Raw genomic sequence first — 24,704 nt, 5'->3', positions numbered from 1 at the left:
CGTTAAATAATTGTTTCAAAATAATTACCCGGTTTTATCGGCCGGTATCAGGTAACGCTTCCAGAAGACGCCGTGAATATATCCCTATAGGCTTGGGCACGGCGTCCATGCCGCGCACACTTCTTCCAGCGTTACCTGATACTAGCCAAATCGGGAAATAAGTTTTGGACACTTACTACTCCCTTTTGATCGAAAAACCGTCGAAGAATAAAAGGTATGGGATGTGTCTATCGAGGACCGCCGTGAACCCTTCCGTGGGGGCTTGACGGCAGCTTTCCCTGCTGCCGACATCCTCGCTAGCCACACCCCATACCTTCCATAAAGTTAGCCGCTTTTTGGCTATAAAGGGAGTAAGCTGTTCACGGCTCTGAAGTCTGTTTCCCGGCGGAGATAGGCTTTTAGTAGAAGCAATTGACTAATCGGTTTGTTTTTTGAAATGTTTAGGAGAAGTTGAGCATGCACAATGACACAAGCGTATCGCGGTCGATGTTGTTTATAGTCGAGCGCCCTTGGATAACGGTAGTGTTTTGTTTTGTTATCGTGCTTATTTCGGCTCTAGGGATGCCCCGCTTGACGTTCGATAACGATTACCGGTCTTTATTTAGCGAAGACAATCCTCAATTGCTGGCGTTCGATAAAATCCAGTCGACTTATAACAAAAGCGATAATGTGTTGTTTGTAATCGCGCCGTCCGGTAATGATGTTTTTACTCCGGAGGTGTTGTCGGCAATTGCGCTATTAACCGAAAAAGCATGGCAACTGCCATTTTCGAGTCGAGTCGATTCGATTACTAATTTTCAACACACGAGCATCTCGGATGGCGAGTTGGTCGTTGCTGATTTAGTGCTGGATCCCAGTGATATCAGTAGTAGCGACTTAGGCGAAATTAAAAAGATCGCGCTCAATGAACCCTTATTGGTAAACCGTTTGGTGTCTCGACAGGGGCATGTCGCGGGTGTGAATGTGACTGTTCAATTACCCGAATTAGACCCAATGGAGGTTACTGAGGTGGCGGCGGCAGCACGAGGCATGGCCGAGGAAATTAAGACTTTGTACCCGAAGCTTGAGATTCATTTGACCGGCATGGTAATGATGAATAATGCGTTTGTCGAGTCTACATTGGCTGATAGTCAAAAGATGACGCCGATTATGTACGGCATGATTATATTGGTATTGCTACTTTCCTTGCGTTCCTTTAGCGCAACCTTCGGTTCGATTTTGCTTATAATTTTTACCCTATTGGCGGTTATGGGATTTTTCGGATGGTTGCGTTGGCCGATTACACCGGTATCGGTAACGGCGCCTACCATTATCATGACAATGGCTGTGGCTGATTGCGTTCATCTCTTAGTGGCGATGCTTCAGAATATGAGGCAGGGGCAGGCTAAAAAAGAAGCACTGTTAAATAGTTTGAAAATCAATTTTAAGCCCATGTTGTTAACGAGCGTTACAACTGCGATCGGGTTTTTAAGCATGAATTTTAGCGATGCGCCGCCTTTTAGGGATTTGGGTAATATTGTGGCATGCGGGGTACTCGTTGCCTTTTTGTTAACAATGACTATCTTGCCCGCAATAATGATGATTTTGCCTGTGCGGGTAAAGCTCTGTGATGCATCAAAACAAAATTGGATGGATAAATTGGCACTATGGGTAATTAGACGACCCAAGTTTCTTTTGGTAGTCAACGGCGGGTTGGTGCTGATATTGACGGCAATGGTGACGCTGAATGAGTTGAATGACGAGTTCGTCAAGTATTTCGATGAAACGGTCGAATTTAGGCGCGCTACCGATTTTCTCGATCAGGAAATGGGCGGGTTTTATACTATCGAGATTGCTTTATCGGTCAGTGAAGAAGGCGGCTTGAATGAACCCCTCGTTTTGGAAAAAGTTGAACAATTGAGTCAATGGTTACAGCAACAGCCCGAAGTGTTGCATGTAAATAGTATCACCGATACCTTTAAGCGGTTGAATCAGAATATGCACGACGGTAGTCAGGACGAATATAAACTGCCGGCTGCACGAGATTTGGCGGCACAATATTTGTTGATGTATGAAATGTCCTTGCCGTACGGTTTAGATTTAAATGACCAGGTTAACATCGATAAATCCGGAACTCGGATGATTGCAACATTGAAAAGCTTGAGCTCAAATGAAATGTTAGTCGTGGAATCGCGTTTGCATAATTGGTTGAAAACTAATATGCCAGATATTGATGCCGAAGTCGCTAGCCCGGTTTTAATGTTTTCTCATATTGGCAAGCGGAATATTGCCAGCATGATGGGAGGGACCTTACTGGCATTGGTGTTGATTTCCTTCATTTTGGTTGGCGCTTTTCGGTCGTTTAAATTAGGCTTGTTGAGCTTAGTGCCAAACTTAGCGCCTGCCGGTGTTGCATTTGGCGTTTGGGCTTTGATAGATGGGAATGTTGGGCTCGGTTTGTCGATTGTGACGGGAATGACGTTGGGAATTGTCGTCGATGATACTGTGCATTTCATCAGTAAATATCGTCGTGCTAGGGTTGAGCGAGAGGCCGCCTGTGATGATGCGGTGCGTTATGCTTTTTCAACGGTAGGCAGTGCTATGTGGGTCACTTCGGTGGTTTTAATTAGTGGGTTTGCTGTCTTGAGTTTTTCGCATTTTACAGTGAATTCGGATATGGGTTTATTAACTGCCATCACAATAGGAATTGCTTTGTTCATGGATTTGTTTTTACTCCCGCCCATTTTAATGTGTCTGGATAGGAAGTAAATTGATCGTTGCTTGCGATTAGGAATTGTTCGGTTTTACGCCGATTTACAGACAGATAAGGGAAAACTATTTTCAATGTTACATACTGCCTCTAACCCCAAGGTCTTTCAACAGATCCATATCGATGTCGTTCGTAATGCCACCGACGATTTTAATTTATTTCACGATGCGGAATATTGGCGGCGGATTCGGAATAACCCGTTTAAAGGGCCGATCGCTTTGGGGTTTCAATTGGAGTCGATGATCGAGCACGAGTTTGTGCGCTACCGACAGGGTACTAACGAAAATGAATTGATCGACGAATACAATTTGCGTTTTAGTAATTATCAATTTTCCTTCGTTAATGCGGTTAAGCCCGGGCAGGCGGTTGACATTGATATCAAGAAACCTCAATTCAATCCGGATGGTGACGGCATTCTAAGTCACCGCGTCAGCGTGAAAGCCGACGGTCTATTGGCTTTGGTGGGCTATAAGAAAGAATCTTCAGTACCGTTGTTTTTAAATAACCCGGAATCTGCTCAATTCGATGATTTAAATCGTTATCAGGACCGCAGTTTTTTGACGCCGAGCGGTTTTTTTCTGAAGCGTAAGTTTATGAATGTCAGTAATGCGAAAAATTTTTTGTGCGGCTCTTTGGCGGATCAGCGGCTTTATTTTGATGATCTAACGGATACGGCGATTTTCCCTGAAATTTTTCCGTGTAGTTTGATTTCATGTGCGTTGTTGGAGAAGGCAAAAATGGAATCATTGGATTTTGAAAACGAGCCGATGGTTTATACCACGCATAAAATCAGTATCGACCGTAAGGTATTGTCGGCTATTTCGAGTAATGCTGTCTTGAATATTTTGGTTAGGCGAGTTGATGATTTCGATAAAACAGCTCAGCCCGCTGATGCGGAGTCTGTTCAGACTTACGAATGTTATGGTTTGGTCGAGGGCGGGCTTATCTTATTTAGAGGATTGATCGGACTGACATCGTTGGATAATATTTTGAAAAGCATCGGTGCGTGAGTGTTTGAGCTTTAAGGTCTTTTTAGTTCGGCGTTAGGCGGGAACGATGCTTGTTTTGATCCATTGATACAATTCTTTCAAGTCGGGGTGCATGTGCGTTAAAGCCGATTGAGTGGTGATAAAGTAAGGGGCTCTTGTTCCATGGTAGTCGATATCTTGACCGGCTCGCTGAAACATGATGCCGGATCTGTTCATCAAGCGAGGTAGGAACGGTTCCATCATCGCGAATACGCTGGTCCGTTCGGTCGTTTCGGTGAGTACGGTGGCCGCTAAAAAGCAGGCTACGGCGATCAGGGAAAAAGTTCTTTGTTCTTGCCGAGAAAAATCTAGCGAGCTTGGCTCGCCGAATCGGGTTGAATGTTCGCCTGGACGACGTCTGAATATGCCATCGACAGCGAGTCTTGATATTTCACAGACATGTTGCCGGTCAAGGGCTAATTGTTCGATAAAGCTTTCGTCTAGGCTATTCAGGCAATGTTTTTCAAAGGGTAATGGGTCTTTTTTGCGGCTGTCGAAAGTCGGTACCAGGCGCACGCAGCCGGCAGGCAATCCGCTATCTTGATGAATGATTAGGCAGTGCTTCGAGCGCTCGTCGAATTCGTCATATTCGAGTTCTTCCTTGTTGGGTTTTTCGTAATGAAATTCTTGGCAGTAAACCCGGTAACGAATTCCGTATGCCAAGTTTTTTTGTTCTTGGGTCTCCGCTAGCTCAACTGAAAAGTAGCGCTCGAAGTTGTCTACTATGGATTGTTTTGCGTTATTATCCATTTACAGTCTCCGCTTAGAGATGGGTGTTATTTAATGAAATTTCCTGAGTAGTCATTGCGGTGGTTTAAATCACGAAAATATCATTATTTTCGGTTATTTTGAAAAGCGCGTAAGCTTAAGTTGGTTTGCAGGAGGGGTTGACCATATTTTTCTTTTGTTTTCAATGCCAAGGCTGTTTCTAACTGTCTGCATATAGTGCCGATTGATCGGTTTGTATCAGCATTTTTGTTTAATCTTCCTTGATTATATACAAATATTGTTAAAGTCTAACTTTTACTTGCGTAGTGTAAAAGGATTTAGTAATTACTTTGTTTTTAAGCAGAGCTTAATCGGAGGCGGTTATCGTATAGCCTAAATTAGGCTATGTGTGGATTAGCGGTTTAAGTTTTTGTTGAAAATCTTGGAAACGGAGCGATAGCGAAGTGAAAATTTTGCTGATTCCAGATTTCTTTGCTTGGGAGTTCGGTGCGTATTAACCCCGCAATTAGCGTTCCCACGCTGGAGCGCTCGCCGTTATACATAAGTCGTAGATATCGTCTTGCCATTTTTGCGAATAAGACCTCGATACCCTTTATTATTGTTTAACTTACCCGGCTTTCCCTCACCTAGCGTTAGGTGAAGGACGACGAAGGCGTCGCTCCCACAAGGGAGCCTCTGACGTTCGATATCCGCAGATTTATAACGGCATCATTCCCAGGTATACGATGACCTCTGCTTAGCAAGTTTACCGATATTTGTGTATGACGAACGATGAGCGCTGGAGCGTGGGAACGATAGGGGGATAATACGATCTGCGCGATTAGGCCTCTATCCATGGTTAATGCTTAATTTCAATAACTTTAGCGTGTCTTCTTCGAAATAGTCTACGCTTTATACGCGAAGCTATAGATTTTGAAAGTTGTTGATAGTTCAATCTAGTTTTATTTTAGCAATTACTTTGTTTCCTGCGTTTAGGCGTAATATTTATTAGTTTCAAGATGGTCTCAAAGGTTTATTTTTTAAAGCCCGGTATCGCTGTTAGGTATATTTTATGATGTTCGATGATTATTTTGACGTTTATCTTGCCGATAACGATGAGTCGAAGCAGATCCATTACAATATCCGTTATCAAGTTTATTGTGAGGAGATGGGGTTTGAAAAAACATCGAATGGCGCACAATTAGAAGTGGATGAGTGGGATAAGCATTCGGTTCATTTCATAGTGAAAAATAAATTAACCGGTCGCTTTGTCGGCGCTATGCGATTGATTCTACCGGAGCTGGGTTATTTACCTCTGGAAAAACATTGTAGGCTCAGTAATGGGGTTATCAAATCGGATTTACATAGATCGGTGGAAATATCCCGCTTGTGCGTAATTAAAGAGGTAAGGCGGCGCTCCAGTGATGGCGAGCCGCCGACTGGATTAACTGAAAAACATGGCGTGCATGATGACGTTGATTACTTGCGTAATCAACGTCATTTGAACCGAAGTATCATATGGGGTATGTTCCGTGCCGCATCTTTGTATTGCGCTGAAAATCGAATTCACAACTGGTATTTTTTAACGACAAAGATGCTATATCGCTTGATCACTAAAGAAAATTTTAAAATGGATCAAGTCGGCGATTCGTGTGAATTAAATGGGGAGCGTTTCCCTTATAAAATTCATATGAATGAGATATTGCAAAATCCAATATGGAATCAAGGCTTTCAATTGCACTATAAAAGCTACTCGGCAAAGGATAATGTTGAATTCAAGGAGTGTGCTTGATCCAGGTGGATTACGCTATGCGTACCTAATGACGGGTAACTTTCAGTCCCCCGGCAATAATCGTTCCCACGCTCTGCGTGGGAACGCCTGAGTACCGCTCCAGCGGTACGAGACGCCAGAGCGTCTCGGTCTTCATTCCCACGCCGGAGCGTGGGAACGATAGGGGCGTGAATAATTACAATGACGGTGCCTACCGAACTAACGAAATTCTAAACGTTTCGACCGTGGGAAAAAGCGAATCTAAACGTCCGGTACGGGTTGAATAACCCGCCCCTCCGTGAAGCTAGTGCTTTGTAACGAGCAGCGTGATAGATGGTTTTCTCATCGCCAAATCGTAGCAAAATCAATGTTGAAGCGGCAGTCGTGAATTGCGAATTCAACTTTTTCAGATGAATAATCCCCTTGTTTTATAAACTTTTGTGCATCGTTTCGATAGACTTTAGCCAGACGGTTTTCCGGATAAACAAGGATGTAGTGGGGTAGGCCTTCACGCTGGTAGAGATCAAGCTTTATGATCTCGTCTCGTTTCGCGCTCGTTGGCGATACAACTTCAATGATCAGATCGGGCGTTACTAAAACTTTTTCGTCGATAGGCTGACAAATCACCATGACATCGGGTCTGACTATCGTATCGCCGGCTATTTGCCAATCGGTTTCCATCAAGATGGCGCATTGGTCGGGACAATCGGTATTCCGGTTTTTTAAGGCATCCTTGATTGATGTTGCTATGTTAAATGCAACCATTTGGTGAGTAACTGAGGGCGATGGCGTCATCGCATAAGGCATGCCTTCGATTAATTCCCAATTGCCTTCCCATTGTTGATAGTCGTCAATCGTGTAATGTTCTTGATAGGCTAAAGCCATTTGATACTCCTAAATTAAGCAGTGTTTGTTGATTCCCCAGCGCCAGCTTGGGAAATCGATATGCGAAGTTCTATATCTTCGCGGTGCAAAGCGAGAGAAAAACAGATGTTTTTTATTTATCCCTTTACCCGCCGTGTCTGCAACAATGCCAATTTCAACTGACTTGATAAGCTTCGGGAAGCTAGAGCTTCCAGTGCCTGCGTTGCCAAGCTAGAGCTTGGGAACGAGCGGAAAAGGGGGGTTATGTCGGCGTTAACACTGTAGAAAAGTTGTAATTTGCCGCTTAAAATTCGCAGTTCTTAGGTTTTACCAAGAATATCTATCGGAACTAACCGCTATAACATTCGAAATACGGCGACAGTCAGGCCGGCGACCGATAGAAAAATACCCATCGCCCACATGGTCAGTTGCCGCATGTCGCGGTGAAGTTGTAGTATTTCCTGATGAACTTGTTCGAAGCGCTTGTTGGTGTCTTGCTGCATTTGTTCGAAGCGCTTATCGACTTGCTCGAAGCGCTTATTGTTTTCTTGCTGCATTTGTTCGAGGCGTTTATCGACTTGCTCGAAACGCTTATCGACTTGCTCGAAACGTTTATTGGTTTCGTGCTGCATTTGATCAAAGCGCTTATCCATCTGCTGCATGATCATCTGCATCGTTTCGCGTTGCGCTTTGAGTTCTTCGCCCTGGTTTTTCAGCGCTTCTTCGACCCGCACCATGCGCTCGCGCAGTTCGATTTCATAAACTACCGGCGGCTTGCCGAGAGATTGCTCCGCCAACCATTCGGCTAAGTGCTTTTTTATGTATTCTATGTCTTCTGTGGCTAACATGATTCGGTAACTTTGATTAGTATATGTCTCGTACAGGTATTATATATCCGTTACACATTTATACCTATCGGAGATCAAAATTCCAGCAATTCCCAGTTTGAGCATTTTCGCCGATATTAGGGTGTGGGGTATGCCTGTCGAGGAACGCCGTAAACCCATCCATGGGGGCTTGGCGGCAGCTCCCTGCTGCCGACATCCTCGCCAAGCATACCCCCCACCCTTTTTGATCCCCAAATTGGGAATTGCTGTCAAAATTCGGCACCGGTGTGCTCCTAAAGCACTGCCGAAATTTGAAGTGCGAAGGGTATAATTTCGTTTTTTTTAGGTGCAAAGCGAAAAAAGGATTGAGGCGGCTTAGAGATAAGGCGGCGCTATTATTCTCTAACGGGCCGCTTATCGAGTTTGCGTTGTAAGGTTCTGCGGTGCATGTTTAGTGCGCGCGCCGCAGCCGATATGTTGCCGTCATGTTGCATCAGTACTTTTTGTAGATGCTCCCATTCCAAACGTTTGATCGATAGCGGGTTTTCATTGATGCTGACCGTGGCGTCGCCTTCGTTTTTATTCAGTGCGGCGACAATTTCATCGGCATTGGCCGGTTTCGTCAAATAATGGATCGCACCAAGTTTGATAGCCTCGACCGCCGTGGCGATACTGGCGAAACCGGTTAGCATCACGATCCGCGTGTTATCGTCGAGCGACATTAGCTTCTTAACTAATTCCAGACCGGACTGATGACCGATGCGTAAGTCGATTACCGCGTATTCAGGCTCGAATTGTTCGGCGAGTTTGATACCGTTTTCGACGTTGTTGGCGACCAGGACTTCGAATGCGCGTTTTTCCATTGCGCTCTGTAACACCTTGCAAAAGGTTTCGTCGTCGTCGACTAAAAGTAATCGCGGTTTATCCGGTTCCTGTGATGTCATTTGCTTCCTCCAAAGCGAGTAAAGGCAGGGTAATTTCCACACAAGCCCCGCCGGATTCTAAATTAGTGAATTCTATTTTACCGCCTAGTCGGCGAATGGTGCTACACGTTAAAAAAAGCCCCACGCCTAGGCCGGACTTATTGCTAATGACCGGCTGTTTACCGATCAGTTCCAAAATTTCCGAACGCACGCCGGGGCCGAAGTCGCGAATCTTTATGTGGGCTTGTTCCAAGTCCCAAGAAGCATGAAACTCGATGCCGAGGTCGTCTTGAGTCGCTTCGGCGGCATTGTTCAAAATGTTGATCAACGAATGAGTCAGTGTACGTTCGGCAATGATGCCGGCATTCGTAGGTACTACAGGATTGATAAACAAGTTGAGTTTCGTTTCGGGTCTGTGCGTGCGCCATTGGCTGATTACTTCATCGATATACTCGATCAAGGGCATAATTTTACCGGATTCCGCCCGCATTTCACCCGCGCTGGCCGACATGACCGATAACGCTTGTTTGCAACGGTTGATTTGTTGAGCCATGATTTGGGCTTTTTCATGTAGATCGGGATACCTGTGATCGGGGTATTCATTTTCCAATTCATGGGCGACGATCGCAATAGTTGCCAGCGGTGTGCTGATGTCGTGAGCGGCACTTGCCGCTAGTGTGCCAAGCGAGACAACCCGCTCATCCCGTAAGGCATTTTCACGCGCTTCGGCGAGCGATCGTTCCTGAGCTCTCAGTGTTTTCGCCAGTTCCACAACAAAAAAAGCGACTAAGCCAGCGCTGAATACAAAACCGAACCACATGCCGAAGATATGCAGATTGAAATAATGCTTATCGCCTATTTCGTGCATTTGGCGCAGCATTTCGAAATGATCCATGTCCGAATGCGGCGAGTCGGCAGTCATTTTTTCGATCATCATCAATTCGGGTGTTGTGGTCGGTATATGAGGTTCTATGGCCGGCAAGGGTATGTTGTAGGTGATTAAAACCGTATAAGTCGATGTGGTCAGAATCACCATATACCATGCATAAGACGGCGGCAGCATGATCGCGGTAATGATCAACGGCAACAAAAACACCCAGATAATCGGATTGGAGGCCCCGCCCGTCATATAGAGGAGTGCGGCAATGCTTAAGACGTCGATGACCAAATGAGAAAAAATTTCCAGTTCGGTTACCGGGTCGTCGGTTTTTAAACGCATCCAAGTATAGAGATTGACCGATGCAATCGAAAGCACGACCAGCCAAAGCTGTTCTTGGGGTAGAACGATGTTTAGTCCGTGCACGGATATTAGGATGAGCACCGATTGACTGGCTATCATCAGATTTCTCAAGATGAAGAGCCATTTCAGGTTTTGTTTTGTCGATAATTCGGTTTTAGGCAGTATGTCTGAAAACATGAAATACTTTAATGGGTTAAGTTAATTTTACGAGGGTGAATTTTCCTCGTTCCCATCGCTCCAGCGTGGGAACGCATACCAATCTGGTTTCGACAGCCAAGGTACGGATTCCCACGGAGGACCGTGGGAACCAGAAAAGGCTTAACTTAATGGCAGTGACGGAGGACCGTGGTAACCAGAAAAATACCAATATTAGCGGCTATGAATCGATGACTGATTAGGCTACGACAATATGTCACGTATTTCCTCGTTCCCACCGCTCCAGCGTGGGAATGCATGCCGGTCTTGTTTCTGCAGCCAGGGTATGGGTTCCCACGGAGGACCGTGGGAACCAGAAAAGGCTTAACTTAATGGCAGTGACGGAGGACCGTGGTAACCAGAAAAATACCAATATTAGCGGCTATGAATCGATGACTGATTAGGCTACGACAATATGTCACGTATTTCCTCGTTCCCACCGCTCCAGCGTGGGAATGCATGCCGGTCTTGTTTCTGCAGCCAGGGTATGGGTTCCCACGGAGGACCGTCAATGCCGTTAAGTTAAGGTCCTTGGAGTTTTACTCCCCTCTTTGAAAAAGAGTGGCTGGGGGAGATTTTTCCTCGTTCCCATCGCTCCAGCGTGGGAACGCATACCAATCTGGTTTCGACAGCCAAGGTATGGGTTCCCACGGAGGACCGTGGGAACCAGAAAAGGCTTAACTTAATGGCAGTGACGGAGGACCGTGGTAACCAGAAAAATACCAATATTAGCGGCTATGATTCGATGACTGATCAGGCAGCGGCAACAGGTCACGTATTTCCTCGTTCCCATCGCTCCAGCGTGGGAACGCATACCAATCTGGTTTCGACAGCCAAGGTACGGATTCCCACGGAGGACCGTGGGAACCAGAAAAGGCTTAACTTAATGGCAGTGACGGAGGATCGTGGTAACCAGAAAAATACCAATATTAGCGGCTATGAATCGATGACTGATTAGGCTGCGACAATATGTCACATTTTTATTTGCATTTCATATTGCTAGTATATATCTAACTTTTGAGGTTTTACTTTAAATCTCAAAGCTGAAAGTTGCGTTATATATCCTTCCTAAATATCTTCTTAAGCGGTTTTTTTAAACCGCTTTTTTTTGCCTGCTATCCCATGCTAATCGTAGTTAACCCCTAAGCCGCCTAAGCCGCAATAACCGCCCGGGTTTTTGGCCAGATATTGTTGATGATAGTCTTCGGCATAATAAAAAATGCCGGCCGGTAATATTTCGGTACTAATCAGGCCGTGCCCGTTGTTTGATAATCGCTGTTGATAGTATTTTTGCGACCGGCATGCGGCTTCTTCCTGTTCCGTTGAGTAAAAATAAATACCCGAGCGATATTGTGTTCCGATATCGTTACCTTGACGCATGCCTTGAGTCGGATTATGAGATTCCCAAAATAGTTTCAATAAGTGCTCATAAGTTATGAGTTTCGGATCGAAGACCACTCGAACGACTTCGCTGTGACCGGTTTGGCCGGTACAGACTTCCTCGTAGCTTGGGTTAGGGGTATAGCCGCCGCTATAGCCGACCGCAGTACTGTAAACGCCATGACATTGCCAGAATTTTCGTTCGGCTCCCCAAAAGCAGCCCATGCCGAATAGTGCAAGAACCAAGTGATCGGGAAAAGGCGGAACGATCGTGTGCCCGGTGACAAAATGTTTCGGAGTTACGCTAATCGAGGTTTCTCGTCCGGGCAAGGCTTGCGACGGGGTGACCATGACGGTTTTTTTATGGCTAAAGATCATTACGAATACCGTTGGGTTCAGTGACTGTTTAGATGAGATTAAGTATAAAAACTATGTTCGCGTTAATAGTTGAAGTGAATACTACACCAATCTCGAAGTAATTATTCACACACCCTATCGTTCCAACGCTCCAGCGTGGGAACGATAATTGCCGGGGGACTGAATAGTTACACTATTACCGCATACATAGCCTAAGTAAAGCTATGCCTTATAATAACCTTTAATTTAATGAAATGATTAAAACATGAAAGAACAAGATCAATTACGTCGTTTTATATTCGAAGACCTAGGTGTTAGAGGCGAATGGGTCAAGCTAAATGAAAGCTGGCGTCAATCGATAGCACACCAGCAGGCTTCGCCGTTTATTATGGAGCAGTTGGGTCAAGCGATGGCCGCCGTAACTATGTTGTCCGCCATTGTAAAATTTAAAGGCTCGATGATTTTGCAGGCTCAAGGAACCGGTGTTATCAGAACGTTGGTGGCTCAATCCTCGGATGAAAGAAATATTCGCGGTTTGGTTCGCTGTAACGAGGATGTCGATAACGCTTCGTTCGAGCAAATGTATGGGCAAGGACAATTAATATTAACGATTGAGAGTGAAAATAGTTCGCCCTATCAAGGGGTGGTTCCATTAGCGGGACGGAATCTCGGTGAAGCGTTGGAGACTTATTTCAGTCAATCCGAACAATTAAATACTCGAGTTTGGTTGGTCGCGGATCAGTATCAAGCAGCAGGCTTGTTGTTGCAGGAATTGCCGAGCCGGAAGGGTGATAAGGAAGACTGGGCACGTATCGAAATGTTGGCTCAAACGGTGACGGATCGCGAATTATTGGAACTGGATTGCGAGCCGCTCTTATATCGATTGTTTAACCAGGAAAAAGTCAGAGTACTCGACTCCGAATCGGTCGAGTTTCGTTGCGCTTGTTCACGAAACAAGATCGAAAACACATTGCGTTCCCTGGGAAGGGAAGAACTCGAGGATATTTTGCAGTCTCGAGGCGACATAGAAGTCAATTGCGAATTCTGTGGACAAAATTATTCATTCGACCGTATAGATGTCGAAGGTTTGTTTGCCGACATCGCAGTGACTAACGCAACAGATACAAGGCATTGATGATGAGTAATAAAACGTTCAAATTATGGTTCGGCCGGACGATTGTGCTGATTTTGTGCTTTACTTTAACCGGCTGTATATATTGGTGGCGGGCGTTTCAAACCTACCGTCAACTGGATCAATTCGATAATAACTTTACGGTGGTCAATACCGATGACTTTACCTTGCGATTCAATAATCCAATTATGTATAGCGAGGACTTCGTCTCGCTATCGGGTTTGCGTCCGAGTTATTCCGATCCGTTAGGAGAGGGAAGGCGTTGGAGTTATTGGTTTCATAAAGTCGACAGGAATCAAAAACCGATACTTCCTGAAGTCAAATTCTTTTTCAATCTCGACTTCAACAAAGAGAATCGTCTGATTGCGTGGACGTTTTCAGAGTTGTTTTTGCGTATTGCTCCGGCGGAATTTTTAGAAGTTTCCTTGCGATCGCTGGCCGGTGCAGAAATAAATGAAGGCGCAAAACAAATGCGGGCGAATGCCGATCATATCGAAAAAATTGCAGCATCGTTACCGAAAAAAGAATCGGTCCTTGCAGAGCTTGGCGAACCGTTAGAAATCATCGACGTGAGCGATGAACAAGAAATTTATCTTTATCATTTTTTACTCGAGACGATGGGCATAAAAAAAGGTTATGAAGATCGTGCCTTGAGTGAAGTGAAATTGACTTTCGATAAAAAAACGGACGAATTAATCAGAATGGCAGGCCGTTTTGCCGGTGTTAAGCTTTCGATTAAATACCGGAAGTATTTAGAGGAAACTCAAGCGTCATTGTAATTAACAGGAAACTTACATGCGGGAAAGCGGCAAAACGATACGAATTCATGTCTACCAACTGGAAATCGGGATGTTTGTCAGCGAGTTGGATATTCCTTGGGAAGAGTCGCCATTTATGTTGCAAGGGTTCGATATTAAATCGAATGCCGACATCAAGGCTGTTCAGAATGTATGCGATTATGTCTTGATCGACCCTTCCAGGCAAAAAGAAACGCATGGCGCGTTATCGGCGGAACTCAAAGAAAAAATGGTCGTTTTTGCCGATGCAAACGATACGTATCGGCAAACCAGCGATTTAGTGAAAACGGTCATGGACGATATTCGATTCGGTAATCAGTTGAATGTCGAAGCCGTTAAGAAATCTGTGGAAGCTTGCGTAGCTAGAGTTCTGAGAAACTCGGACGCAATGATGTTGCTGACGCAGTTGAAGAACAACGATGAGTATACTTCGCAGCATTCTTTAAATGTCTGTTTAATGTCGATCATGCTAGGCCGGCATTTGAATTATTCGATCGACGACCTGAATAAGCTCGGAATCTGCGGCTTGATGCATGATATGGGTAAGATGAAAGTGCCCTTGGATATTTTGAATAAAGAGGGAAAGCTATCGCCGGAAGAGCTCGAAACCATGAGGTCTCATACTACGCATGGCCGCAATATTCTAATGTCTGCTCGCGGTATTTATCCCGGAGCCGTCGATGCCGCCTATGCGCATCATGAGCGACTGGACGGCCAAGGTTATCCACGAGGTATTTCGGAATCCGCGCTTTCCCCCTTTGTTCGCATTGTCGCGATTGTCGATACGTACGATGCGATTACTAGCGATCGAGTATACAGTAAAGGGCGCCTCCATTTGGAAGCTATCAATATTTTGATGAAATGTCGAGAAAGTCACTTCGACGCCGGCCTGGTTCTAAAATTTATAGACTGTATCGGGATTTATCCGGTCGGTAACCTAGTAGAGATGAAGTCTGGCGAAGTCGGCGTAATCATTAAAAGCAATGCCGCTAATAAAACCAGGCCCAAGGTGTTGATGTTGCTCAATGCCGATAAGCAGCCTTGCGAGGAAACCGTAATCGACCTGGAGGACGATTCGATACATAATAGCAACCAAGAGCCTTATCGTATTTCAAGGGTTTTGCGCGCGGGGGATTTTGGATTAAATCTTAACGAAATATATGAGCGAGGCAGTTTCGATAAGGCTTGGCTTGTGAGTTAGGCATGCAGGTAATACAGTTTTTTATAGGGGTCACCGGGCGATAAATTTTAATCGTTAAACTTAACCTATTTTTAATATTTATGCAGCCTGGTCTGTATTGTCATTCTTTTGTTCATCTTAGGAGACGCGACATGATTACGCTATACGGGATTGCTATCAGTAATTACTACAACAAGATCAAGCTGGCGTTGTTGGAAAAAGAGATTGCATTTGTTGAAGAGGCTTTGCCGCCTGGACAAAGCGATGCGGTTTTGAAGCGTTCGCCATTAGGAAAAATCCCATTTATCAAGACATCGGACGGATATTTATCGGAATCTCAAGCCATTTTGGAATATTTAGAAGATGTTTACCCCGAAAAGCCGCTATATCCGGTCAAGCCATTCGAGCGCGCGAAATGCCGGGAATTTATTCAGCATATCGAGCTGAATGTGGAGCTGATTACGCGTCGTCTATATGGCGAAGCATTGTTTGGCGGTAAGGCATCGCAAGAAACCAAGGATGAGGTATTGGTCAAAGTCGAATCCGGTTTGACCGGATTGGCTCGTTTAACGGACTTTTCGAGCTATGCTTTAGGCGATCGTTTCAGTGCCGCCGATGTAGTTGCTTGGCCCCATCTACAATTAGTGTCATTCGTTACGCAACAAATTTACGGACGGGATTTGGTCGCAGAGCATATCCCCAATATTGGCACCTATATCCAGGCGGTAGAAAGCCGACCGCATGCACAACGCGTTAATCAGGAAAGGACGGCGGCTTTGGAGGCGTTTTTTCAAGGTCGTTGATTAGAAAGGCCGGATTGCATAACGAGCATCCGGTCTGCCGTCGTCCGCCGATGATTGAGTTGGGATAAAGCAAGAAATATTTTGCTGGTCCATTTTCGACCCAAAGCCGACCTAGATGTTTGTGGATGGTGTGACAAGAACTAGTTGAAATGCAGTCTTTCACGCAAACTTCAAATACCGATTTGCAATACCTGCCGCAATTTTTGTTGTGAATGGCATCTATTGGGTTATCGTAGGAGATGAATCCAGGCCTAGAATCAGGCCGATCGATCATGCCTGAATGGGAGGGATTAAAACCCAAGCCGATAAATCCGGCGCGGCCTTTTCTTTAAGAAATAGGGGCGGGGACACGGATGGCGCGCAGCGTCTACGGTTTTGCTGATTCGTTTGTGGATGGTTGCCATATCGCCCCCCAAATTGACTTTGGCGAAACGATACAACACAACTCAAAAAACTACAACGCTTGATATGTAATCAAGTGTGATAAAGTTGTATGTAATTGATATTTTTGAATTAAAAATGATATTTATTTTATAGTGTCACACTCAAGTCGCACTCATGCCGATTTATCCCATAAAAAACGCGCTTTCTGATTGATTCCGCTCCGGGTCACATATGGGCAAATTGGCGCTTTTCTGGATGCTTCCATCCCGGTTTTACTCCCTTTTGACCGAAAAAGCGTATAAGAACGAGAAGGTGTGGGGTATGCCTAGCGAGGATGTCGGCGGCAGGGAGCCGCCGTCAAGCCCCCATGGACGGGTTCACGGCGCTCCTCGATAGGCATACCCCATACCCAACAAAGTTGAACGATTCTTCAGTAAGAAGGGAGTATTGTAATAAGTTGCGGTAGCTGTGGCATGAGTGTGACACAAAGCAAAAGGCAATAAAAAAGGCCTTAACGGAAAATCCGCTAAAGCCTTGATTATTCTTTGGTACCGAGGGCCGGAATCGAACCGGCACGGTATCGCTACCACTGGATTTTGAATCCAGCGCGTCTACCAGTTTCGCCACCCCGGCAAAGAAGGGATATTATATTGAAATTTTTTCAATTGTCCAATGTTTTTTTAAGTGTCATTATTCGGAGCAAACTGGTATTATCGCGCGCCATGAAAAAAAGCGACTTTAATTATCATTTACCGGAGCATTTAATTGCTCAATACCCCTTACCTGACCGTGTTAGCAGTCGGTTGTTGTGTTTGGATGGCGCTAACGGAAATTTGCAGGATAGGCAGTTTAGCGATTTTATCGATCTAGTCGAGCCTGATGATTTATTGGTGTTCAATGATACCAAGGTGATTCCCGCACGCCTTTTCGGACAAAAGCAAACCGGCGGCAAGGTGGAGATTTTGATCGAGCGCATCGTCGATCGGCATGAAGCCATTGCGCATGTGCGGGCGAGTAAGTCGCCCAAAGCCGGGACGATTATCGAGCTGGATCGAGATTATCGCTGCGAAGTATGGGTCAGGGAGGATGACTTGTTTAGGCTTCGCTTCGACGGCGAAGCTGGCGTGCTCGATATTCTGGAAAGCATCGGTCACATTCCGTTGCCGCCTTATATCGACCGGGCTGACGATGCTGTCGATTTGGAGCGCTACCAAACGGTGTTTGCCAAGGAGGCTGGTGCCGTGGCGGCGCCGACTGCCGGCTTGCATTTTAGTCAAGCTATTCTCGATCGGTTGGCGGCTAAGGGCGTACCAAAAACGTTTGTGACTCTCCATGTCGGAAGCGGTACATTTCAACCGGTGCGAGTCGAGGACTTGTCACAGCATCTAATGCATAAGGAATATTATGCGGTTTCCCCTGAAACGGTCCAAGCCGCCGAGCAAGCCAAGGCGCGAGGCGGTCGTGTCATAGCGATCGGCACGACCGCGGTAAGGGCATTGGAATCGGCTTCGAAGAGCGGCAGGCTTGAGCCCGGTCTTGGCGATACCGATTTGTTCATTACGCCGGGTTACCGATTTGTATCAGTCGATGTTTTGCTGACCAATTTTCATTTACCCGAGTCGACCTTATTGATGCTGGTTTCGGCGTTTGCCGGTTACGACAATATTATGAAGGCTTATCGGCATGCCATAGAACAAGAATACCGTTTTTTCAGTTACGGAGACGCGATGTTTTTGATGAGGTAGTTCTAAAAATGCCAGTTGTCCCGAAATTAGGGTTTCGTGAAAAATAACTTCCTGGAGCTGTGAGTTTTGTAGCGGGTTCGGTAACTCGCCTGGCAGGCCCTGCGCCTAAATCCAGCACCTAAATTCCATAGGTCTTTGGCAATGATTCAAAATCATGGCTTATTTACTCCCTTTATACTCAAAAAATGGTTAGCTTTATGAAGGTATGGGGTGTGGCTAGCGAGGATGTCGGCAGCAGGGAGCTGCCGCCAAGCCCCCATGGATGGGTTTACGGCGTTCCTCGATAGACACATCCCATACCTTTTATTCTGAGACGGTTTTTCAATCAAAAGGGAGTAGGTGCTGGATGAATTATCCAAGACACTTAACCACTGCCAATGGGCTATGGGATTTAGGCGCTGGGTGAATACGTCCATGTAGGCTTTATGCCGGCTCCATGCTGGCAAAGCCTTTATGAGCGCCATGGATGGCGTGTATTAGGGCAATGCGGGAGCAATTGCCGATCGCTCAGCTTGGGGCCGGAATTTCAAATAGTTCGGGCTAATCGCTCGGCGTAACCGGTATAAGTTCGCGGCGTCAATTCAAGCAGTACGTTTTTGGCGTCCTGCGGTATATCCAGTCCTTCGACGAACGTGCGCATTTGTTCCGGTGTGATGCGTTGACCGCGCGTCAATTCCTTCAGTTTTTCATAGGGTTTTTCGATGCCGTAACGGCGCATCACGGTTTGAATCGGTTCGGCCAACACTTCCCAATTCGCGTACAGATCGGCTTCGAGTGCATCGCTATTGAGTTCTAGCTTCGAAATACCTTTCAGCGTCGATTGAATAGCGATGCTGGTATGCGCGATGCCGACGCCGATGTTGCGTAGTACTGTAGAGTCGGTTAAGTCGCGTTGCCAGCGGGAAATAGGGAGTTTTTCGGCAAGAAAGCTAAATACAGCGTTCGCGATGCCGAGATTGCCTTCGGAGTTTTCGAAATCGATCGGATTAACCTTGTGCGGCATCGTCGACGAGCCGACTTCGCCTGCAATGGTTTTTTGCTTGAAGTAGCCCAGCGAGATGTAACCCCAAACGTCTCGGTCGAAGTCGAGCAAGACTGTGTTGAAACGCGACAGCGCATGGAAGAATTCGGCGATATAGTCGTGCGGCTCGATTTGTATTGTGTATGGATTGAAGCTTAGGCCCAGCGATTCGACGAAGTTTTTCGAAAATTCGCTCCAATCGACGTCGGGGTAGGCGATCGAATGCGCATTGTAATTGCCGACCGCGCCGTTGATCTTGCCGAGCAGTTCGACCGCTTCCAGTTGTTTTTTCTGGCGCAACATTCTCGCAACGACATTCGCGAGTTCCTTGCCGACCGTTGTCGGGGTGGCCGATTGTCCATGCGTCCGCGATAGCATCGGTTGTGCGGCAGTGTCGTGTGCAACCTTGCGGATCGCCTCAATGCATTGGTCGATTTGGTCGATGAGCAATTGACGCCCTTCGCTAAGCATCAAGGCATAGGAGAGGTTGTTGATATCTTCCGATGTGCATGCGAAATGAATGAATTCGCTGATTTTTTCAAGCTCGGCGTTGCCGGCGATCTTTTCTTTGAGCAAATATTCAATCGCCTTGACGTCGTGGTTGGTCGTTTTTTCGATGTCTTTGACGCGCTGAGCATCCGCTTCGGAAAATTGTTCGACTAAATCGTTCAGTAATCTATTCGCGTTCTCGCTAAAAGCGGGAACTTCCGGAATTTGTGGATGCTTGGCCAGAGCTTGCAGCCAGCGAACTTCGACTTGTACGCGAAAACGGATCAGGCCGTATTCGCTGAAGATGGGGCGCAAGGCTTCGACTTTGCCGGCATAACGGCCGTCGATCGGGGAAATGGCGGTAAGGGCGGAATTTGTCATGTCAGTTAACCAAGTTGTAAAAATGTACGGTAGTTTAAATCTCGCGCCACGGTCCTAGTGCGGACCCATATCGGGGCATGTTTGCTCGCTTTAGGTCTGCGTTCACACGCCGAGCGCTTATCGTTATACATAAGTCATAAATTATCCTTTTGCCATCTTAGCCAATGAGGCCTCGATACCCTTTATTGTCACTTAACACTCTTGGCCTCGAAATCGCGATCTGGGGATCGCTCCCACAGAGTATTCGCTGAACTCTGTGGGAGCGACGCCTTCGTCGTCCCTCACCTAACGCTAGGTGAGGGAAAGACACTGATGTTCAATATTTACAGTTTTATCAAATATCACCGTTTATAGTTATTCGATAAATTCTGTCAATCAAGTTTAGCGGTACTTGTGTATAACGGCGAGCGCAGAGCATGAAAGCGAGAGCAAAATTAATGTTCCATCTTTCTGGACTCGATGATGCCTCCGCCTAGACAGACTTCGCCGTCGTAAAACACGACAGACTGGCCCGGCGTAATCGCGCGTTGCGGCTGATCGAAACGGACTCTGACGCGGTTTCCGTCGTCCAGCGGTTCGACGATGCAGTCCTGGTCCGGCTGTCGATATCGAGTCTTCGCGGCGCAGCGTAGCGTCTCGCTCAGTCCCGTGTTGCCGCACCAGTCGAGTTGTCCGGCTTCGAGCGTATTGTGCATCATCATCGGGTGTTCGTGTCCTTGGCCGACGATCAGCACGTTGTTGTCGAGATCTTTGTCCAGTACGAACCAAGGTTCGTCCGGCGCATCTTTGACGCCGCCGATGCCGAGTCCCTGGCGTTGTCCCATCGTGTAATACATCAGGCCATGGTGCCGCCCGATGTATTGGCCTTCCGGCGTGCGCATTTCGCCGGGTTGGGCCGGCAGGTAGCGCTGCAGGAAGTCCTTGAATTTGCGTTCTCCGATGAAGCAAATGCCGGTGCTGTCTTTCTTGCGGCTGTTCGCGAATCCTGCCTTTTCGGCGATGGCGCGGATTTCCGGTTTGTGCAGATGGCCGATTGGAAACAGCGTTTTCGACAAGGCTTTCTGGCCCATGGCGTATAGAAAATAGCTTTGTTCCTTGTTAGGGTCCAAGCCTTTCAATAACTGGAATTCGCCGGTCTGTTCGCGGACGCGGGCATAGTGGCCGGTCGCGATGTATTCGGCGCCGAGGTCTTCGAGCGCATAATCCAAAAAGGCCTTGAATTTGACATGCTTGTTGCACAGGATGTCAGGGTTCGGCGTGCGTCCGGCCTTGAATTCGGACAAAAAGACTTCGAACACTTCGTCCCAGTATTCGGCGGCAAAATTGACGGTTTTCAATTCGATGCCGAGTTTATCGCTGACTTGTTGCGCATCGGCCAAATCAGCCATTGCGGTGCAATATTCGGTGCCGTCGTCTTCTTCCCAGTTTTTCATGAACAGGCCGGTGACTCGATGGCCTTCTTCAAGCAGTTTCAAAGCGGTGACGGAAGAGTCGACACCGCCTGACATGCCTACGATAATGTGTTTACTCATGCATCCAGATCAAGAAAGGATTCTAATAAAGTTAATGGATGGCGTTTTCCCGAGAGGAATTCATCGATGCCGATCATGACCAGCGGACTGCGTAAGCGATCGTGCTTGGCGGCGATTTCAGCACGGGTTAACCAGTGTGTCGCGATGATACCTTCATCCAACGGTTGATTAGGGTCGAAAGAATGGCAATGGCCGGCAAAACAAACTCTCAGAAAACTGGGGCTTGCCGGGTTTCTTCGCCATAATTGAACTGAAACGATGTATTCAGGTTCAAACTGCCAGGCGGTCTCTTCGGTAACCTCACGTTTAACCGCATTAATTAAGTCCTCGCCTTTTTCCAAATGTCCCGCAGGTTGGTTGAATGCGAGTCCGTTTGATGTTTCTTCCTCGACTAGCAGAAAACGTCGGTCGTTTTCAATGATCGCTGCAACGGTGACATGGGGTTTCCAGACCATCGGCAAACTCGTTTATAAAAAGCAGCACATTTTACTTTATTTGGTGAATTCATGTTGTGAAAGATTGAAATTTACAGGCGCGCTCACTATGGTAAACTCTAAGTCGTTTTGATTCTTTTAGAATTGTTGAAAGTATGTCTGATTTTGACCCGTTAAAAGACAATGATGGCGAACTGGCTCTTCAAGAGACTAAGCCTCAGTTGCAAAGGCCGCCCCTTTATAAGGTTATTTTATTGAATGACGACTTCACGCCGATGGACTTTGTCGTTGAAGTGTTAATGGAGTTTTTTAATATGTCCGAGGAGAAAGCGACACAAGTCATGTTACAGGTGCATACCCAAGGAGTCGGTGTGTGCGGAACCTATTCTAAGGATGTCGCGGAAACAAAAGTATGCATGGTCAACGAATATTCTCGGGAACATCACCATCCCTTAATGTGTTCGATGGAAATCGCGTAGGTCGGAGGAAATATGTTAAGCAAAGAGTTGGAGATTACTTTAAATCTCGCCTTTAAGAATGCTCACGATAAGCGGCATGAATTTATTACCGTCGAGCATTTACTGTTGGCCTTGTTGGATAATGCCAGTGCTGTCGCGGTGCTGCGGGCCTGTGGATGCGATTTCAAAAAGCTGCACGATGAACTGACGCAGTTTATTGATGATACGATTTCGCTGATTCCCGAAGGCGTGCAGCGCGAAACGCAGCCGACACTGGGTTTTCAGCGGGTTTTGCAGAGGGCGGTGTTCCATGTCCAGGCGACCGATAAGAAAGAAGTTTCCGGCGCCAACTTATTTGTTGCATTATTTAGCGAGCAGGACTCACAGGCGGTTTATTTGTTGAATAAACAGAATATAACCCGTCTCGATGTCGTCAATTATCTGGCCCATGGTGTTTCGAAAATAGAGACGGAGCGAGAGCGCGATATGGAAAGAGATCCGGAAACGAGCGGCGCGACCGGCGATACATCCGAGAGTCCGTTGGAAAAATATGCGACCAACCTGAATGAGGAGGCGAGGCTCGGTAAGATCGATCCGCTGATTGGGCGCGAACTCGAGCTTGAAAGAACCATACAGGTGCTATGCCGCCGGCGTAAAAACAATCCCTTGTTGGTCGGGGAAGCCGGCGTCGGAAAAACCGCGATTGCCGAGGGTTTGGCAAAACGAATCGTCGAGGAAGAGGTGCCTGATGTGCTCATGGGCAATGTGATTTATTCGCTGGACTTAGGCGCATTGGTGGCCGGCACCAAATATCGTGGCGATTTCGAAAAACGTTTGAAAGCATTGGTTAGCCAGCTAAAAAGGCAGCCGGAAGCGATATTATTTATCGACGAAATCCACACGATCATCGGCGCGGGTTCCGCTTCCGGCGGTGTTATGGATGCGTCCAATCTGATTAAACCGGTATTGGCCTCCGGTCAGTTGCGTTGTATCGGCTCGACAACCTATCAGGAATACCGCGGAATTTTCGAAAAAGATCATGCATTGGCGCGCCGTTTCCAGAAAATCGATATTGTCGAGTCTTCGGTCGAAGATACCATTCTGATTTTGAAAGGGTTGAAGTCGCGTTTCGAGGAACATCACGATATTAAATATACGGCGGATGCTTTACGTTTGGCCGCCGAATTATCGGACCGCTATATTACCGACCGGCATCTGCCGGACAAAGCCATCGATGTGATCGATGAAGCGGGAGCGCGTCAACGCTTGCTTTCAACCGATCAGCGTAAACCGATTATCGATTCGCCGGAAATAGAGGAAATCGTTTCGAAAATGGCTAGAGTCCCGGCTAAATCGGTTTCATCCAATGACGTAGAGAAGCTTGAAGCGCTGGAAAAGAATCTAAAAATGCTGGTTTTCGGTCAAGACGAGGCAATTTCGGCACTCGCTTCAGCGATCAAACTGTCGCGTGCCGGGCTTAGGGATGCCCAAAAAACGATCGGTTCGTTTCTGTTTGCGGGACCGACCGGCGTCGGTAAAACCGAAGTCACTCGTCAATTAGCCAAAGTGCTGGGCGTCGAGTTGATTCGCTTCGATATGTCCGAATATATGGAGCGCCATACCGTATCGAGGCTGATCGGCGCGCCTCCGGGTTATGTGGGTTTCGATCAAGGCGGATTGTTAACCGAGCAAGTGACCAAGCATCCTCATGCCGTGCTTTTATTGGACGAGTTAGAGAAAGCGCACCCTGATGTTTTCAATCTGCTGTTGCAAGTGATGGATCATGGCACGTTAACCGACAATAACGGCCGCAAGGCCGATTTTCGTAACATAATATTGGTCATGACGACAAACGCCGGAGCCGAAGAGGGGAGTCGCGCATCAATCGGGTTCACCTCGCAGGATCATGCTTCGGATAGCATGAAAGTGATCGAAAAAAGTTTCTCTCCGGAATTCCGTAATCGCTTGGATGCGGTAATTCAGTTCAAGCCGCTGGACATTTCGATTGTCGGCCATGTGGTCGATAAATTTATCTTCGAACTGGAGGCTTTGTTGGCCGAGAAACATGTCACGCTGATGTTGGAGTCTGAAGCGAGATTATGGCTTGCCGAAAACGGTTGCGATCCGAAAATGGGTGCAAGGCCGATGGCGCGCTTGATTCAGGAGAAAATCAAGAAACCGCTGGCTAATGATTTATTGTTTGGTAAATTGGTGCGGGGCGGGAATGTCCGAATCTATGTCGAAAACAATGAGCTGGCTTTTGCAATAGAAAGTAAGGAATTGACTGTTTCTGAAAAAAGTTAGCG

At 46.7% G+C, this 24,704-nt stretch carries 20 protein-coding genes and 1 tRNA gene; 11 read left to right on the top strand and 10 right to left on the bottom strand.

The features are described from left to right. The first annotated feature begins 456 nt into the window (after window positions 1-456). A complete protein-coding gene (locus tag WJM45_RS13380; RefSeq protein ID WP_341325594.1) occupies window positions 457-2,748 on the top strand; it encodes an MMPL family transporter in 2,292 nt (763 codons plus the stop codon). A gap of 75 nt (window positions 2,749-2,823) precedes the next feature. Next, a complete protein-coding gene (locus WJM45_RS13375) occupies window positions 2,824-3,759 on the top strand; it encodes a hypothetical protein (RefSeq protein WP_341325593.1) in 936 nt (311 codons plus the stop codon). A gap of 33 nt (window positions 3,760-3,792) precedes the next feature. Here WJM45_RS13375 and WJM45_RS13370 read toward each other — a convergent pair whose 3' ends face one another. After that, window positions 3,793-4,527 (bottom strand): PEP-CTERM/exosortase system-associated acyltransferase, encoded by a 735-nt coding sequence (locus tag WJM45_RS13370; protein ID WP_341325592.1) that lies wholly within the window; start codon window positions 4,525-4,527, stop codon window positions 3,793-3,795. 1,030 nt (window positions 4,528-5,557) lie between these two features. Here WJM45_RS13370 and WJM45_RS13365 point away from each other — a divergent pair. Continuing rightward, entirely contained in the window at window positions 5,558-6,277 is a 720-nt protein-coding gene (locus WJM45_RS13365) for a PEP-CTERM/exosortase system-associated acyltransferase (protein WP_341325591.1), read from the top strand. Window positions 6,278-6,598: 321 nt separating this feature from the next. On the opposite strand, the gene WJM45_RS13360 is transcribed toward WJM45_RS13365, so the two are convergent. The 4 genes from WJM45_RS13360 to WJM45_RS13345 form a co-directional block, all read right to left on the bottom strand. After that, complete coding sequence (locus tag WJM45_RS13360) at window positions 6,599-7,141, bottom strand: Uma2 family endonuclease (RefSeq protein ID WP_341325590.1); 543 nt, start codon at window positions 7,139-7,141, stop codon at window positions 6,599-6,601. 335 nt (window positions 7,142-7,476) lie between these two features. Beyond that, window positions 7,477-7,968 carry a hypothetical protein gene (locus WJM45_RS13355; RefSeq protein ID WP_341325589.1) on the bottom strand — a complete coding sequence of 164 codons (492 nt, stop codon included), beginning with the start codon at window positions 7,966-7,968 and terminating at the stop codon, window positions 7,477-7,479. Window positions 7,969-8,342: 374 nt separating this feature from the next. Further along, window positions 8,343-8,891 carry a response regulator transcription factor gene (locus WJM45_RS13350; RefSeq protein ID WP_341325588.1) on the bottom strand — a complete coding sequence of 183 codons (549 nt, stop codon included), beginning with the start codon at window positions 8,889-8,891 and terminating at the stop codon, window positions 8,343-8,345. Beyond that, a complete protein-coding gene (locus WJM45_RS13345; protein WP_341325587.1) occupies window positions 8,869-10,287 on the bottom strand; it encodes an ATP-binding protein in 1,419 nt (472 codons plus the stop codon). Before WJM45_RS13345 ends, WJM45_RS13350 begins: the two co-directional genes overlap by 23 nt. A 703-nt stretch (window positions 10,288-10,990) precedes the next feature. Between WJM45_RS13345 and WJM45_RS13340 the strand changes: the two genes are divergently transcribed. Then, complete coding sequence (locus WJM45_RS13340) at window positions 10,991-11,263, top strand: hypothetical protein (protein ID WP_341325586.1); 273 nt, start codon at window positions 10,991-10,993, stop codon at window positions 11,261-11,263. Between the two features lie 167 nt (window positions 11,264-11,430). Here WJM45_RS13340 and msrA read toward each other — a convergent pair whose 3' ends face one another. Further along, window positions 11,431-12,063, bottom strand: coding sequence for a peptide-methionine (S)-S-oxide reductase MsrA (gene msrA, locus WJM45_RS13335; protein WP_341325585.1), 633 nt, complete (start codon window positions 12,061-12,063; stop codon window positions 11,431-11,433). 244 nt (window positions 12,064-12,307) lie between these two features. On the opposite strand from msrA, the gene hslO reads away from it, so the two are divergent. The 4 genes from hslO (at window position 12,308) to WJM45_RS13315 (ending at window position 15,954) form a co-directional block, all read left to right on the top strand. Further along, on the top strand, window positions 12,308-13,177 hold the full coding sequence (gene hslO, locus WJM45_RS13330) for an Hsp33 family molecular chaperone HslO (RefSeq protein WP_341325584.1): 870 nt from the start codon (window positions 12,308-12,310) through the stop codon (window positions 13,175-13,177). Continuing rightward, window positions 13,177-13,953, top strand: coding sequence for a hypothetical protein (locus WJM45_RS13325; protein ID WP_341325583.1), 777 nt, complete (start codon window positions 13,177-13,179; stop codon window positions 13,951-13,953). Before hslO ends, WJM45_RS13325 begins: the two co-directional genes overlap by 1 nt. A gap of 16 nt (window positions 13,954-13,969) precedes the next feature. Then, on the top strand, window positions 13,970-15,172 hold the full coding sequence (locus tag WJM45_RS13320; protein WP_341325582.1) for an HD-GYP domain-containing protein: 1,203 nt from the start codon (window positions 13,970-13,972) through the stop codon (window positions 15,170-15,172). Window positions 15,173-15,303: 131 nt separating this feature from the next. Beyond that, window positions 15,304-15,954, top strand: a complete 651-nt coding sequence (locus WJM45_RS13315) for a glutathione S-transferase (protein ID WP_341325581.1) — start codon at window positions 15,304-15,306, stop codon at window positions 15,952-15,954. A gap of 930 nt (window positions 15,955-16,884) precedes the next feature. Here the strand turns inward: WJM45_RS13315 and WJM45_RS13310 are convergent. Then, a tRNA-Leu gene (locus WJM45_RS13310) sits at window positions 16,885-16,971 on the bottom strand. Between the two features lie 17 nt (window positions 16,972-16,988). Between WJM45_RS13310 and queA the strand changes: the two genes are divergently transcribed. Then, complete coding sequence (gene queA / locus WJM45_RS13305; RefSeq protein WP_341325580.1) at window positions 16,989-18,083, top strand: tRNA preQ1(34) S-adenosylmethionine ribosyltransferase-isomerase QueA; 1,095 nt, start codon at window positions 16,989-16,991, stop codon at window positions 18,081-18,083. Window positions 18,084-18,609: 526 nt separating this feature from the next. Here the strand turns inward: queA and purB are convergent. The 3 genes from purB to WJM45_RS13290 form a co-directional block, all read right to left on the bottom strand. After that, window positions 18,610-19,974 carry an adenylosuccinate lyase gene (gene purB, locus WJM45_RS13300; protein ID WP_341325579.1) on the bottom strand — a complete coding sequence of 455 codons (1,365 nt, stop codon included), beginning with the start codon at window positions 19,972-19,974 and terminating at the stop codon, window positions 18,610-18,612. A 434-nt stretch (window positions 19,975-20,408) separates the two neighbouring features. Continuing rightward, window positions 20,409-21,506: a tRNA 2-thiouridine(34) synthase MnmA gene (mnmA, locus tag WJM45_RS13295; protein WP_341325578.1), complete on the bottom strand. Its 1,098-nt coding sequence runs from the start codon at window positions 21,504-21,506 to the stop codon at window positions 20,409-20,411. Beyond that, the gene (locus tag WJM45_RS13290) at window positions 21,503-21,961 is read right to left on the bottom strand and encodes an NUDIX hydrolase (protein ID WP_341325577.1); all 459 of its coding nucleotides are present in this window, start codon (window positions 21,959-21,961) and stop codon (window positions 21,503-21,505) included. The genes mnmA and WJM45_RS13290 overlap by 4 nt, the downstream gene beginning before the upstream one ends. Before the next feature lie 134 nt (window positions 21,962-22,095). Here WJM45_RS13290 and clpS point away from each other — a divergent pair, with 134 nt between their 5' ends. Next, entirely contained in the window at window positions 22,096-22,419 is a 324-nt protein-coding gene (clpS, locus tag WJM45_RS13285; protein WP_341325576.1) for an ATP-dependent Clp protease adapter ClpS, read from the top strand. A 12-nt stretch (window positions 22,420-22,431) separates the two neighbouring features. Continuing rightward, window positions 22,432-24,702 (top strand): ATP-dependent Clp protease ATP-binding subunit ClpA, encoded by a 2,271-nt coding sequence (gene clpA, locus WJM45_RS13280; protein WP_341325575.1) that lies wholly within the window; start codon window positions 22,432-22,434, stop codon window positions 24,700-24,702. The last annotated feature ends 2 nt before the right edge of the window (window positions 24,703-24,704 follow it).

This window comes from Methylotuvimicrobium sp. KM2, assembly GCF_038051925.1.
In the GTDB taxonomy this organism is placed as follows: domain Bacteria; phylum Pseudomonadota; class Gammaproteobacteria; order Methylococcales; family Methylomonadaceae; genus Methylotuvimicrobium.
This window is presented reverse-complemented; position numbering and strand designations above follow the sequence as displayed.

Bases quoted from the DNA above. Each gene is read 5' to 3' on its own strand.
- WJM45_RS13380 (WP_341325594.1), top strand. From the start codon at position 457: ATGCACAATGACACAAGCGTATCGCGGTCGATGTTGTTTATAGTCGAG.
- WJM45_RS13360 (WP_341325590.1), bottom strand. From the start codon at position 7,141: ATGGCTTTAGCCTATCAAGAACATTACACGATTGACGACTATCAACAA.
- mnmA (WP_341325578.1), bottom strand. From the start codon at position 21,506: ATGAGTAAACACATTATCGTAGGCATGTCAGGCGGTGTCGACTCTTCC.
- purB (WP_341325579.1), bottom strand. From the start codon at position 19,974: ATGACAAATTCCGCCCTTACCGCCATTTCCCCGATCGACGGCCGTTAT.
- WJM45_RS13375 (WP_341325593.1), top strand. From the start codon at position 2,824: ATGTTACATACTGCCTCTAACCCCAAGGTCTTTCAACAGATCCATATC.
- WJM45_RS13350 (WP_341325588.1), bottom strand. From the start codon at position 8,891: ATGACATCACAGGAACCGGATAAACCGCGATTACTTTTAGTCGACGAC.
- hslO (WP_341325584.1), top strand. From the start codon at position 12,308: ATGAAAGAACAAGATCAATTACGTCGTTTTATATTCGAAGACCTAGGT.
- WJM45_RS13315 (WP_341325581.1), top strand. From the start codon at position 15,304: ATGATTACGCTATACGGGATTGCTATCAGTAATTACTACAACAAGATC.
- WJM45_RS13290 (WP_341325577.1), bottom strand. From the start codon at position 21,961: ATGGTCTGGAAACCCCATGTCACCGTTGCAGCGATCATTGAAAACGAC.
- WJM45_RS13365 (WP_341325591.1), top strand. From the start codon at position 5,558: ATGATGTTCGATGATTATTTTGACGTTTATCTTGCCGATAACGATGAG.
- clpA (WP_341325575.1), top strand. From the start codon at position 22,432: ATGTTAAGCAAAGAGTTGGAGATTACTTTAAATCTCGCCTTTAAGAAT.
- clpS (WP_341325576.1), top strand. From the start codon at position 22,096: ATGTCTGATTTTGACCCGTTAAAAGACAATGATGGCGAACTGGCTCTT.
- WJM45_RS13325 (WP_341325583.1), top strand. From the start codon at position 13,177: ATGATGAGTAATAAAACGTTCAAATTATGGTTCGGCCGGACGATTGTG.
- WJM45_RS13320 (WP_341325582.1), top strand. From the start codon at position 13,970: ATGCGGGAAAGCGGCAAAACGATACGAATTCATGTCTACCAACTGGAA.
- WJM45_RS13370 (WP_341325592.1), bottom strand. From the start codon at position 4,527: ATGGATAATAACGCAAAACAATCCATAGTAGACAACTTCGAGCGCTAC.
- WJM45_RS13345 (WP_341325587.1), bottom strand. From the start codon at position 10,287: ATGTTTTCAGACATACTGCCTAAAACCGAATTATCGACAAAACAAAAC.
- WJM45_RS13355 (WP_341325589.1), bottom strand. From the start codon at position 7,968: ATGTTAGCCACAGAAGACATAGAATACATAAAAAAGCACTTAGCCGAA.
- WJM45_RS13340 (WP_341325586.1), top strand. From the start codon at position 10,991: ATGGCAGTGACGGAGGACCGTGGTAACCAGAAAAATACCAATATTAGC.
- msrA (WP_341325585.1), bottom strand. From the start codon at position 12,063: ATGATCTTTAGCCATAAAAAAACCGTCATGGTCACCCCGTCGCAAGCC.